Source organism: Brevundimonas sp. MYb52, from assembly GCF_002979535.1.
GTDB lineage: Bacteria > Pseudomonadota > Alphaproteobacteria > Caulobacterales > Caulobacteraceae > Brevundimonas.
Genome location: NZ_PCPB01000009.1, coordinates 37691 through 50423 on the forward strand (window position 1 = coordinate 37691; position 12733 = coordinate 50423).

At 68.1% G+C, this 12733-nt stretch carries 11 protein-coding genes; all 11 read right to left on the reverse strand.

Annotation, left to right across the window (positions count from 1 at the left end; all coding sequences use genetic code 11):
• Positions 1 to 83: 83 nt before the first annotated feature.
• The 11 genes from fba to tkt all read right to left on the reverse strand — a co-directional run bounded on the left by fba (position 84) and on the right by tkt (position 12726).
• A complete protein-coding gene (gene fba / locus CQ039_RS10945; protein ID WP_105563950.1) occupies positions 84 to 1148 on the reverse strand; it encodes a class II fructose-bisphosphate aldolase in 1065 nt (354 codons plus the stop codon).
• A 392-nt stretch (positions 1149 to 1540) separates the two neighbouring features.
• Positions 1541 to 2734: a phosphoglycerate kinase gene (gene pgk, locus CQ039_RS10950; protein ID WP_105563949.1), complete on the reverse strand. Its 1194-nt coding sequence runs from the start codon at positions 2732 to 2734 to the stop codon at positions 1541 to 1543.
• 91 nt (positions 2735 to 2825) lie between these two features.
• On the reverse strand, positions 2826 to 3173 hold the full coding sequence (locus CQ039_RS10955) for an endonuclease domain-containing protein (RefSeq protein ID WP_233191900.1): 348 nt from the start codon (positions 3171 to 3173) through the stop codon (positions 2826 to 2828).
• A gap of 99 nt (positions 3174 to 3272) precedes the next feature.
• Positions 3273 to 4280, reverse strand: coding sequence for a type I glyceraldehyde-3-phosphate dehydrogenase (gap, locus tag CQ039_RS10960; RefSeq protein WP_105563947.1), 1008 nt, complete (start codon positions 4278 to 4280; stop codon positions 3273 to 3275).
• A 114-nt stretch (positions 4281 to 4394) separates the two neighbouring features.
• Positions 4395 to 5696, reverse strand: coding sequence for a S41 family peptidase (locus CQ039_RS10965; RefSeq protein ID WP_105563946.1), 1302 nt, complete (start codon positions 5694 to 5696; stop codon positions 4395 to 4397).
• A gap of 54 nt (positions 5697 to 5750) precedes the next feature.
• The gene (locus CQ039_RS16895; protein ID WP_255413106.1) at positions 5751 to 5996 is read right to left on the reverse strand and encodes a YbdD/YjiX family protein; all 246 of its coding nucleotides are present in this window, start codon (positions 5994 to 5996) and stop codon (positions 5751 to 5753) included.
• Entirely contained in the window at positions 5989 to 8076 is a 2088-nt protein-coding gene (locus CQ039_RS10975; protein ID WP_105563944.1) for a carbon starvation CstA family protein, read from the reverse strand. The genes CQ039_RS16895 and CQ039_RS10975 overlap by 8 nt, the downstream gene beginning before the upstream one ends.
• A gap of 265 nt (positions 8077 to 8341) precedes the next feature.
• Positions 8342 to 9535 (reverse strand): formate-dependent phosphoribosylglycinamide formyltransferase, encoded by a 1194-nt coding sequence (gene purT, locus CQ039_RS10980; RefSeq protein ID WP_105563943.1) that lies wholly within the window; start codon positions 9533 to 9535, stop codon positions 8342 to 8344.
• Positions 9536 to 9539: 4 nt separating this feature from the next.
• Positions 9540 to 9932, reverse strand: a complete 393-nt coding sequence (locus CQ039_RS10985; RefSeq protein WP_105563942.1) for a VOC family protein — start codon at positions 9930 to 9932, stop codon at positions 9540 to 9542.
• Positions 9929 to 10771, reverse strand: a complete 843-nt coding sequence (locus CQ039_RS10990; protein WP_105563941.1) for an alpha/beta hydrolase — start codon at positions 10769 to 10771, stop codon at positions 9929 to 9931. The genes CQ039_RS10985 and CQ039_RS10990 overlap by 4 nt, the downstream gene beginning before the upstream one ends.
• 5 nt (positions 10772 to 10776) lie before the next feature.
• The gene (gene tkt / locus CQ039_RS10995) at positions 10777 to 12726 is read right to left on the reverse strand and encodes a transketolase (protein ID WP_233190257.1); all 1950 of its coding nucleotides are present in this window, start codon (positions 12724 to 12726) and stop codon (positions 10777 to 10779) included.
• Between the last annotated feature and the right edge of the window lie 7 nt (positions 12727 to 12733).

Consider the following 12733-nt stretch of genomic DNA (forward strand, 5'->3'; position numbering starts at 1 on the left):
GGCTGTGGCCGCCCCCTCCACCACTGCGTGGTCCCCCTCCCCCGCAGGCGGGGGAGGATCAAGAGCGGGCGGCTATAGGAGTATCAGCCGATGCGCGGGTCCAGGTCGCCGGCGGCGTAGAGCTTGGCCATCTGGGCGGTGGACAGGGGCTTGATCTTGGACGCCTGGCCTTCGCAGCCGAACTGCTGGTAGCGCTCGATGCACAGCTTCTTCATGGCTTCCTTGGCGGGCTTCAGATAGGCGCGCGGGTCGAACTCGCCGGGCTTCTCGGCCAGGACCTTGCGGATGGCGCCGGTGATGGCCATGCGGTTGTCGGTGTCGATGTTGATCTTGCGCACGCCGTGCTTGATGCCGCGCTGGATCTCTTCGACCGGCACGCCCCAGGTCTGGGGCATCTGGCCGCCATAGGCGTTGATGATGTCCTGCAGGTCCTGCGGCACCGAAGACGAGCCGTGCATCACCAGGTGGGTGTTGGGCAGGCGACGGTGGATTTCCTCGATCACGTTCATGGCCAGGACGTCGCCGTCCGGCTGGCGCGTAAACTTGTAGGCGCCGTGCGAGGTGCCCATGGCGATCGCCAGGGCGTCGACCTTGGTGGCCTTGACGAAATCGACGGCCTGATCCGGGTCGGTCAGCAGTTGCGAGTGGTCCAGCTTGCCCTCGAAGCCGTGGCCGTCTTCGGCCTCGCCCATGCCGGTTTCCAACGAGCCCAGCACGCCCAGTTCACCCTCGACCGAGACGCCGCACGAGTGGGCCATTTCGGTGACGCGACGGGTGACGTCGACGTTGTATTCGTAAGAGGCGGGGGTCTTGGCGTCTTCTTCCAGCGAGCCGTCCATCATCACCGAGGTGAAGCCATACTGGATGGCGGTGGCGCAGGTCGCCGGGCCGTTGCCGTGGTCCTGGTGCATGCAGACCGGGATGTGCGGATAGAGCTCGGCCAGGCCGTCGATCAGCTTGGCCAGGATGATGTCGTTGGCGTAGTTGCGGGCGCCGCGCGAGGCCTGGATGATGACCGGAGCGTTGACCTCATGGGCCGCCTCCATGATCGCCAGACCCTGTTCCATGTTGTTGATGTTGTAGGCGGGCAGGCCGTAGTCGTTTTCCGCCGCGTGATCGAGCAACTGTCGCAGCGTGATGCGCGCCATGGGTAGTCTCCTGAGCCGGTATTATTTTGCTGAGGCTTTAGCCCGGAGGCGGGCGGAAGTCACGCCGTGTAACAGGACCAATCCGTCTGTTCTTGCCGAAACAGGCTGATCAGGGCAGGGTTGGAGAACCTTGGTCTTCGGGAGTGGTCATGCGACGGGTGGCGATATTTGCGGCGCTTGCCGGACTTTTGTCGGGTTGCGCCCAAGGCGTGAGCGTCGATTGGCGGGGCGTGGGGCAGGGCATGACACAGAGCGCCTGTCGCCAGTCTTCTCGTTGCGATCTGCCTGTTTGCAGCGCGTCGCCTAGCGAATCGGCAGGGCGCGAGGCATGCGACAACCCCTATCCGGGAGGGGGCGCGCGACGGACGGGCGCCGCCGCGCGCTAGACTGAATCAGGCCCTGAGGGCCTCGACGCCCGGCAGGACCTTGCCCTCCATCCATTCCAGGAAGGCGCCGCCGGCGGTGGAGACGAAGGTCATGTCGTCGGCCGTGTTGGCGTGGTTCAGGGCCGCGACCGTGTCGCCGCCGCCGGCCACGGCGACCAGCTTGCCGGCGGCGGCCAGTTCGGCGGCGTGCTTGGCGGCGGCCACGGTGGCCTTGTCGAAGGGCGGAACCTCGAACACGCCCAGCGGGCCGTTCCAGATCAGGGTCTTGGACAGGTCCATGGCGCGGGTCAGGCGGGCGACGGTCTCGGGGCCGGCGTCCAGAATCAGGTCGTCGGCGGCGATGCGGTCCAGGGCGCGCACGCCCGATTCGATACCCGGCTTCACGCCCTTGGCGACCACGACGTCGACCGGCAGCAACAGCTCGCAGCCCTTTTGACGGGCTTCCTCGATGATTTCGAGCGCGGTGGGGGCCAGGTCCTTCTCGCACAGCGACCCGCCGACATCGACGCCCTGGGCGAACAGGAAGGTGTTGGCCATGCCGCCGCCGATGGCCAGGTAGTCCAGCTTGGCGACCAGGTTCTTCAGCAGGTCCAGCTTGGTCGAGACCTTGGCGCCGCCGACGATGCCGATGACGGGCTTCTGCGGGCTGCCGAGGGCGGCGTCCAGCGCCTGAAGCTCGCGCTTCATGGCTTCACCGGCATAGGCGGGCTTGAGGCGGGCCAGACCCTCGGTCGAGGCGTGGGCGCGGTGCGCGGCCGAGAAGGCGTCGTTGACGTAGAGGTCGCCCAGTTCCGCCAGCTGGGCGGCGAAGGCCGGGTCGTTCTTTTCCTCACCCTTGTGGAAGCGGACGTTTTCCAGCAGCAGCACGCCGCCAGCGTCCAGATCCGCCACGGCGGCCTTGGCCTCGTCGCCTACGCAGTCGTCGGCGAAGCGGACGGGGCCGTGCAGCAGAAGCTCCAGCGGCTCGACCACGGGGCGCAGGCTCATGGAGGCCACGCGCTCGCCCTTGGGACGGTCGAAGTGGGCCAGCAGCACCACCTTGGCGCCGGCTTCGCGCAGGCGGTGGATGGTCGGCAGGGCGGCCTTCAGACGGGTGTCGTCGGTGACCTTGCCGCCCTCCATCGGCACGTTGAAGTCCACGCGGACCAGAGCGGTCTGGCCGGACAGGTCAGCGGCGTCGTCGAGGGTGCGGAAGGTCATGATGAAGTTCCAGGTCTTCCTTCTCCCTGTGGGAGAAGGTGGCCCGCAGGGCCGGATGAGGGTCGAAGGTATCCGTCGGCGTAAGCCGTGGTCAGGGTGTGTTCAAGCGGGCGTGCGCACGAATGGCGGTGGTGATGACTGCGGGTTCGCTCAAGGCTTGGGCGTTGGAGAAGCGCAGGACGGTCCAGCCCAGAGCTTCCAGATCGGTTTGTCGTAGATGATCGCTGGTTACGACCTCGTCCCGATCATGGACCCCGCCGTCGATCTCGATCACCAGCCGCAAGCGGTCGCAGACGAAATCCGCGAGGTATCGACCGATTGGATGCTGGCGACGGAACTTGTGGCCGTCGATCTGTCCGCTTCGTAGCAAGGCCCAGACGCGCTGCTCGGCTAAGCCTGAGGCTTGTCGAAGGGATCGAGCGAAGGCGGTGCGTTTCAATGTCATCGCGCCGACCCTCACCCTTTCGCGCAGCCAATCGCCTTCGGCTCTTGGGCGCTCAAGCCCTCTCCCAGTGGGAGAGGGCCTAGCGTTTTCAGCTTACAGGAACTTGGCCATCACCAGGGCGGTGTCGGCCATGCGGGTCGCGAAGCCCCACTCGTTGTCGTACCAGGTCAGGACGCGAGCCAGCTTGCCGTCGACGACCTGCGTCTGCGGCAGGGCGGCGGTGGACGACGCTGCGATGTGGTTCAGGTCGATCGACACCAGCGGGTCGGTCGTCGTGAACAGGACGCCCTTCATCGGGCCGTCAGCGGCGGCTTGCAGGGCGGCGTTGATTTCCTCAGGCGTCACCTCGCGGGCGGCGACGACCTTCAGGTCCACGACCGAGACGTTCGGGGTCGGGACGCGGATCGACGAGCCGTCCAGCTTGCCCTTCAGTTCCGGCAGGACCAGGCCCAGGGCCTTGGCGGCGCCGGTCGAGGTCGGGATCATGGACAGGGCGGCGGCGCGGCCGCGGTACAGGTCCTTGTGCATCGTATCCAGCGTCGGCTGGTCGCCGGTGTAGGCGTGGATGGTGGTCATGTAGCCGCGCTCGATGCCGAACAGGTCGTTCAGCACCTTGGCCACCGGGGCCAGGGCGTTGGTGGTGCACGAGCCGTTCGACACGACGATGTCGTCGGCGGTCAGGGTCTCATGGTTGACCTTGAAGACGATGGTCTTGTCGGCGTTGTCGGCGGGGGCCGAGACCAGGACGCGCTTGGCGCCGGCCTTCAGGTGGGCCGAGGCCTTTTCCTTGGAGGTGAAGATGCCGGTGCACTCGAAGGCGATGTCGACCTTGAGCTCGGCGTGCGGCAGGTTGGCCGGGTCGCGCTCGGCGGTGACCTTGATCTTGCCCGTGCCGACGTCGATCCAGTCTTCGCCCGAGGTCACGGTGCCGGGGAAGCGACCGTGCACCGAGTCATAGCGCAGCAGGTGGGCGTTGGTCTCGACGGGACCCAGGTCGTTGATCGCCACGACCTCGATGTCCTTGCGGCCATGCTCGACGATCGAGCGAAGCACGAGGCGGCCGATGCGGCCGAAGCCGTTGATGGCGACGCGAACGGTCATGGGTGAGGTCTCCTGAACGAGGGCGGTTATGATTGGCGCCTTAGTGGGACGGAGCGCGCGCGGTTGCAACCCCGCGCCCGTAACAAGGTGTGATCGCCTGTAACGGAAGACGACCTAGGCGGCGCGGCGCAGCAGGCGGCTGACGCCCGTCTGGCTGTCCAGAATCTCCAGCGCCGTGACGCGGCCCGCGTCGTCGCGGACGAAACGAATGCGGCGATAGGGCTCGTCCACGTCGAAGAAGAGGTCGGGCGACAGGGGGCGCAGACGCCAGGCCGGGCGGCGCTCGTTCTTCCAGGTCAGGCCGTCGGCGGAGGCCTGGATCACGGATGCGCCATAGGCGCCGAGGTAGGGGGCGGGGTCGAAGGCGGCGGGTTTGGCGTCCAGCGCTTCGCGCACCCAGGCGGCCTGGGTCGCGGCGGCGGGGGCGGCGTTGGCTTGCCCGGCGAGCGCCGCCTTCCAGGCGGTCTCAAGCGCCTCCTCTGCGGGGACGGCCACGTCGGGGCGGACGCCGACCTGTTCCCAGTTGCCGCCGGTCAGGGGATTGGTCGGTGAGCCGGTGGAGATGAAGACGCGGTAGCCCGACGGCGTGAAGACCGGGCCGCCGGGGTTGGCCGCGCCGCCCGAGGTCTCGCCGACGACGACGGCGCGCTTTGCAGCCTGCATCGTATAGGCGAAGGCTTCGGCCGCCGAGCCGGTGCGGCCGCTGATCAGGATATAGACCGGCACGTCCAGGCGCGGCGCGGCATAGGGCTGGGCGGGGGCTTCGCTGGCTTCGCCGTCGCGGGAATGGAAGCGGTTATAGACGTCGGCGTCCGGCCCGACGAAGGCGCTGACCAGATAGCCGACCATGGCGGGCGAGCCTCCGCCGTTGTTGCGCAGATCGAAGATGACGGCGTCCGCGCCCGACACCATCTGCAAGGCGGCATCGGCCTGACGGCGGGCCGGGTCATTGGGCCCCTCGAAGTCGGCGAACATCCTCATGTCGATCAGACCGACATTGCCGGGCAGGATCTGAACCGCGCGGAATCCCTGACCGCCACGGGCGGCGACGACGGGGAAGGGCACGGGGGCGAGGCCCGATGCCGCGCCCGAGGACGGGGCGGCGGCGGGCGTGGAGGGCGCCGGTTTGCCGACGCTGAAATGCTGGTCGAAAGGCTCCAGCCGCGCGGTCAGGGCCGTTTCCAGATCGCGGGGATCGGTCAGGGCGTCATAGCGGCCTGCGGCGGCCTCGGCCTCCAGTGCGGCGGCGATGGTCTCGGCCTTGGCGGGGTCGAAATAGGCGTCGCGGATGGCGGCGGCGACCTGGCCGACGACGACGCGGGGTGCGGCGGGGGCCTCGGCCTGTCGCGCGAGGGCGGGCGAGGCGGCGAGGAACAGGGCGGCGATGAAGCCAAGGGCGGGGACGGGCGCTTTCATGCCCGCCACCTTATGCCGACGCCGGGCCTTGGCGAGTGAACTCGCAGTAAGGTCTCAGCAGCAGCGGAACGCGCCGCCGGCCCCGAAGCGGCGGGCTTCGTGCAGGCGGAAGAAGGCGGTGCGATCCAGCGGCGGCTGCTCGGGGTGGGTGGCCTCGGCGTGGGCGACATAGACCTCATAGTCGGGCTGGCCGACCATGAGGCTGGCGGTGCGGCGGGCGTCCTTGCCCCACCGCACCAGGGTGTCGCGGCAGACGCAGAGTAGATCTGCGCCGCCATCTTGGGGGGCGGGCCTAGGCACGGGCCGTGTCCATGGCTTCGTCCTCCAGCGTCAGCTCGTGGGCGGCGGGCTGCTCGACCACGGTCGGGTGGTTGATCTTCCGGGCCTTGAGGCAGGCGCGGACGCCATAGACCACCATGGTCAGGACCACGAACAGGAAGCCCGCCGTCAGGGCCGAGTTGACGTAGTCGTTGATGATGATCCGGTGCATGTCGCCCGCCGTCTTGGCCGGGGCCAGGATGTCGCCGGCGGCCAGGGCGTCCTGATACTTCCGGGCGTGGGCCAGGAAGCCGATCTTGACGTCCGGGTGCAGCAGCTTCTGGAAGCCCGCCGTCAGGGTGCAGATCAGCAGCCAGACCGCCGGAACCGCCGTAGCCCAGGCGAAGCGCTCGCGCTTCATCTTGAACAGGACCACGGTGCCGAGGATCAGGGCGACGGCGGCCAGCATCTGGTTGGCGATGCCGAACAGCGGCCACAGGCTGTTGATGCCGCCCAGAGGATCGACCACGCCGGTGTAGAGGAAGTAGCCCCACAGGCTGACCGTCAGGGCCGTGGCCACGACGTTGGCGGTCCAGGACTTGGTCTCGCGCATTTTGGGCACGGCGACGCCCAGCAGGTCCTGGATCATGAAGCGGCAGACGCGGGTGCCGGCGTCGACCGTGGTCAGGATGAACAGGGCTTCGAACAGGATGGCGAAGTGGTACCAGAAGGCCATCATGGCCTTGCCGCCGATGATGCCCGACAGGATGTGGGCCATGCCGACGGCCAACGTAGGCGCGCCGCCCGCGCGTGACAGGATGGAGTGCTCGCCCACGTCGCGGGCCAGTTGCTCCAACTCGCCGGGGGTGATGTGGAAGCCCCACTGGGCCACGGCCGCGGCGGCGGAGGCGGCGTTGTCGCCGATCACGCTGACCGGGCTGTTCATGGCGAAATAGACGGCGGGGTCCAGCACCGTGGCGGCGATCAGGGCCATGATGGCCACGAAGCTCTCGCACAGCATGGCGCCATAGCCGATCAGCGGGATCTGGTTCTCGTTCTCCAGCAGCTTGGGCGTGGTGCCCGACGAGATCAGGGCGTGGAAGCCCGAGACCGCGCCGCAAGCGATGGTGATGAACAGGAAGGGGAAGAGGGCGCCGGAGAAGACCGGGCCGGTGCCGTCGATGAAGGGGGTGATGGCCGGCATCTGCACGTGCGGACGCACGATCAGGATGCCGACGGCCAGGGCCAGGATGGCGCCGATCTTCAGGAAGGTGGACAGGTAGTCGCGCGGGGCCAGCAGCAGCCAGACCGGAATGACCGAGGCGACGAAGCCATAGGCCATCATGGCGATGGCCAGGGTGGTGCCGGACAGGGTGAAGGCCGGACCCCAGAAGGGATCAGCCGCGATGTGACCGCCGCCGATGATGGCAAGGATCAGCAGGACCACGCCGATGACCGAGACCTCGCCCACGCGGCCAGGCCGCAGGTAGCGGGTGTAGAGGCCCATGAAGACGGCGATGGGGATGGTGGCGGCCACGGTGAAGGTGCCCCACGGGCTCTCGGCCAAAGCCTTGACCACGACCAGGGCCAGAACCGCCAGAATGATGACCATGATCATCAGCACGCCGACCTGGGCGATGATGCCGGGGATGGGGCCCATTTCGGTGCGGACCATGTCGCCCAGCGAGCGACCGTCGCGCCGGGTGGACATGAACAGGACCATCATGTCCTGCACCGCCCCGGCCAGAACCGCGCCGACGAGGATCCACAGCACGCCGGGCAGATAGCCCATCTGGGCCGCCAGCACCGGCCCGACCAGTGGCCCGGCGCCCGCGATGGCCGCGAAATGGTGGCCGAACAGGACGTTGCGCGGGGTCGGCACATAGTCCAGCCCGTCGTTATGCCGAACCGCCGGGGTGGGCCGTTTCGCGTTCAGCCCCATGACCTTGCCAGCCAGGTAGCGGGCGTAGAAGCGGTAGGCGATGGCGTAGACGCACAGCGCCGCCACCACGATCCAGACGGCGCTGATGCTCTCGCCCTGATGCAGGGCGATGACGGCGAGGGCGATGGCCCCCAGTATGGCTATGGCGCCAAAAATTAGCGCGGTCTTGAGCTTGCCCATGGCGAAACGGTCCTCCGGGCCGACTAGGTGCGACCTTTCGGCATTTCTGAACCCTTTAGGGCCTCGGCGCCAACCGACTAAAGTCGAAGGTTGGCGTCTTTATTTTACAGTCAAGGCAAGCTTTGCGGCGAGTTCTCCTCCCCATTCCATGGGGAGGTGGCGCGGGTGCGTAGCGCCCGTGACGGAGGGGCCGCTTCATCCAGGCGCAGAAGCCCCTCCACCGCTACGCGGTCCCCCTCCCCATTTCATGGGGAGGAAAGAGGCGTCAGGAGTTGACGACGCGGACCCTGCTCGCCGCCTCGGTCGCCCGTGAGCGGGCCTGATCCGTGTCGGCGCCGCGGGCCAGAGCCACGCCCATGCGACGGCGCTCGAACGCCTCGGGCTTGCCGAACAGGCGCAGGTCGGCGGTCGGCACCGACAGGGCCTCGGCGACGCCCTCGAACACCACGCCCTCGGCCTCCATACCGCCATAGATGACGGCGCTGGCGCCCGGCTCGCGCAGGGACACGTCCACTGGCAGGCCGAGGATGGCGCGGGCGTGCAGAGCGAACTCGCTCATGGTCTGGGTGGCCAGGGTCACCAGCCCGGTGTCGTGCGGGCGCGGTGAAACCTCCGAGAACCAGACCTTGTCGCCGGTGACGAACAGCTCGACGCCGAAGACGCCGAGACCGCCCAGGGCGTCCGTCACCTTGCCCGCGATGTCCTGCGCCGCCTGCAAGGCGGCCTCGCTCATGATCTGCGGCTGCCAGCTTTCGACATAGTCGCCCTTCTGCTGGCGATGGCCGATGGGGGCGCAGAAGTCGGTGCGGACGGCGTCGTCGTGCAGCGAGCGCACGGTCAGCAGGGTGATCTCATAGTCGAAGTCGATCTTGCCCTCGACGATGACGCGGGTCGTGTCGACCCGGCCTGAGGCCAGGGCATAGTCCCAGGCGTCGGCGACCTGATCGGCGCTCTGGACATAGGACTGGCCCTTGCCCGACGAGGACATGACCGGCTTGACGAAGCAGGGGAAGCCGACGGCCTCGGCCCCCGCCGCCAGTTCCTCGGCCGAGCCCGCAAAGGCGTAGGGGCTGGTCGGCAGGTCTAGTTCCTCGGCGGCCAGGCGACGGATGCCCTCGCGGTTCATGGTCAACTGGGTGGCGCGGGCCGTGGGGATGACGCGGGCCAGACCCGCCGCCTCGATGGCCGCCAGGGCGTCGGTGGCGATGGCCTCGATCTCTGGCACGATGATGTGCGGGGCCTCGGCCATGATGATCCCGTTCAGCACCTGAGGATCGGTCATGGGGATGACGTGGCTGCGGTGCGCCACCTGCATGGCCGGGGCGTTGGGATAGCGGTCGACCGCGATCACCTCGGCGCCCAGACGCTGCAGCTCGATGGCCACCTCCTTGCCCAGCTCGCCCGAGCCGAGCAGCATGACGCGCGTGGCGTGGTCGGTAAGCGGCGTGCCGATCTTCATGGCCTCAGGCTCCGGTAGTCGGTTCGATCAGGTCCCAGGCGTTGCCGTAGAGGTCTTCGAAGACCACCACCTTGCCATAGGCTTCGTGACGGGGCGTTTCGCGGAAGACGACGCCGGCCTTCAGCCAGGCGGCGTGGTCGCGCAGCAGGTCGTCGGTGTAGAGGAACAACCAGACGCGGCCGCCGGCCTGATCGCCGATCCGGGCGACCTGTTCCGGCGTCGCGGCGCGGGCCAGCAGCAGCGAGGTCTGGCCGCCTTTCGGCGTGACGCGGACCCAGCGCTTGGCGCCGCCCATGTCGGTGTCTTCGGAAAGGTCGAAGCCCAGCTTGCCGACGTAGAAGGCGATGGCCTCGTCATAGTCGCGGACCAGCAGGCTGACGGCGCCGAGATGGCTCATGGTGTCGGAACCGCATAGAGGCGGCGGAAGGCGTCCAGCGCAGCCCCGTGATAGATGGTGGCGTGGCTCTCGGTCGGGCGCGGGGTGAAGGTCCAGGTGACGCCGGGCAGGGCGTGGTCGCGCAGGTTGGCGGTCAGGACGTCCATCGGCGCCTGCATCTCCTCGCCCTCGTCGCCGAGCGTCAGGATCAGGGTGCGCGGGTCATTGGAATGGTCGCGCAGGTGCGCCCCTGACTGCCGCGCCAACTGACCGCCGTCCCACCACAGGCTGGGGCTGACGGCGACATAGGCGTCGAACATCTGCGGCTCTTTCAGGAAGGTCTCGACCACGAACAGACCCGCCAGAGACTCGCCCATCAGGGCCGTCTCGCCGCTGGTGCGGAAGCGGCCTTCGATGAAGGGCATGACCTCTTCGCCGACAAACCGGCGGAAGCGCTCGGACTGCCCTTGCGTCGGATAGCGGACGATCAGTTCGGCGTTCTCGGTCGGCAGGGCCAGTTCGTTGCGGCGGTCGACCGAGGCGATGCCCACGACGATGACGTCGCGCGTCGTGCCGACGATGGTCCCCAACTGGGCGATGCCCGAGATGTGGTGAAAGTCCTGATCCTGTCCGCCGTCGAGGACATAGAGGACCGGATAGGTCTGATTGCCCTTGGCATAGCCGGGCGGTAGCCAGACGTTGATCTCGCGCGTCTGGCCCATGACGGCGGAGGGCAGGGCGTAGGAATGGCCGATGACGACGGGCGTCTCGACCGCCACGGGAATGGCGGTCTCGGCGAAGGCGGGTGCGCCGCCCGCCATCGACAAGCCGAAGCTCAGAGCGAGGGCGAGGCGGCGCATCAGGCTTAGAGCCGGGCCTTGGCGGCTTCGACCACGGCCTCGGCGGTGATGCCGAACTCGCGGTAGAGGACTTCGGCCGGGGCCGAGGCGCCGAAGCCGGTCATGCCGACAAAGCCGCCGTCCTCGCCGATGAAGCGTTCCCAGCCCTGCTTGATCGCGGCTTCCACGGCGACGCGGACGGTGCCGCGGCCGATGACGGCGTCCTGATAGGCCTTGGGCTGCTGCTCGAACAGTTCGAAGCAGGGGACCGAGACGACGCGGGTCGGCACGCCTTCGGCCTCCAACGTCTCGGCGGCCTTCAGCGCCAGGGCGACTTCGGTGCCGGTGCCGAACAGGGTGACTTTCGCCGGGCCGTTGGCGGCCTTCAGCTCATAGGCGCCCTTGCGCGACAGGTTCTCGCCGGCGTCGGTCAGTCGGACCGCCGGGGTCTTCTGACGCGACAGGCACATGCCCGACGGGGTTTTCTTGTGCTGCAGGGCGACCTGCCAGCACTCCAGCGCCTCGACGGTGTCGGCCGGGCGGAAGACCATCAGGTTGGGGATGGCGCGCAGCGCCGCCAGATGCTCGACCGGCTGGTGGGTCGGGCCGTCTTCGCCCAGACCGATCGAGTCATGGGTCAGGACGTGAACCACGCGCACGCCCATCAGGGCGCCCAGGCGGATCGCCGGACGGCTGTAGTCCGCGAACGCCATGAAGGTGCCGGCGTAGGGGATGACCCCGCCGTGCAGGGCCAGGCCGTTCATTGCTGCGGCCATGCCGAACTCGCGGATGCCGTAGTTCAGGTAGCGACCGGCGTAGTCAGGCGCGTCAAGGATCTGGGTGTCCTTGACGAAGGTGTTGTTCGAGCCGGTCAGGTCGGCCGAGCCGCCGATCAGTTCGGGGATGGCGTTGAACACCGTCTCCAGCGCCTCGCCCGAGGATTGGCGCGTGGCCAGGGCCGGCTGGGTCGAGACCAGTTCCTTCAGCTTGGCGTCCAGCGCCTCGAAGGCGCCGGTGGGCAGGTCGCCGGCCATGGCGCGAGTGAAGTCGTCGCGCTGGGCGTGGTTCAGCAGGCGGGCTTCCCAGCCCTTGCGGGTCTTGGCGCCCTGCTTGCCGACCTTGGCCCAGGCCTTCTGGATGCCTTCCGGCAGTTCGAACGGGGCGAAGGGCCAGTGCAGGGCCTGGCGCGTGGCGGCGATCTCGGTGGCGCCCAGGGCGGCGCCGTGGGTCTTGTGGCTGCCTTCCATGGTGGCGGCGCCCTTGCCGATCTTGGTCTTGCAGGCGATCAGCGTCGGCTTGGACTGCTTGGTCGCCCAGGCCAGGGCCTTCTGGATCTGCTTGTGGTCGTGGCCGTCGATGGCCTTGACCGCCCAGCCCGAGGCCTTGAAGCGAGCCAGTTGGTCGGTGGCGTCCGACAGCGACACCTTGCCGTCGATGGTGATCTCATTGTCGTCCCACAGGACGCACAGCTTGTTCAGCTTCAGGCGACCGGCAAGCGCAATGGCTTCCTGCGACACGCCTTCCATCAGGCAGCCGTCGCCGGCGACGACCCAGGTGCGGTGGTCCACCAGGTCTGCACCGAAGCGGGCGGCCAGGTGGCGTTCAGCCACGGCGAAGCCGACCGAGGTGGCCAGGCCCTGACCCAGGGGGCCGGTCGTGGTTTCGATCCCGGCCAGGTGGCCGTATTCCGGGTGGCCCGCGGTCTTGGAGCCCCACTGGCGGAAGTTTTCCAACTGCTCCTTGGTGGCTTCCTTGTAGCCGGTCAGGTGCAGCAGGCTGTAGATCAGCATCGAGCCGTGGCCCGCCGACAGGATGAAGCGGTCGCGGTCGGCCCAGTCGGGACGGCTGGCGTCGAACTTCAGGAATTTCGAGTAGAGGACGGTGGCGACGTCGGCCATGCCCATGGGCATGCCGGGGTGGCCGCTCTTGGCCTTTTCGACGCCGTCCATGGACAGGACGCGGATGGCGTCGGCCATCTGCTTG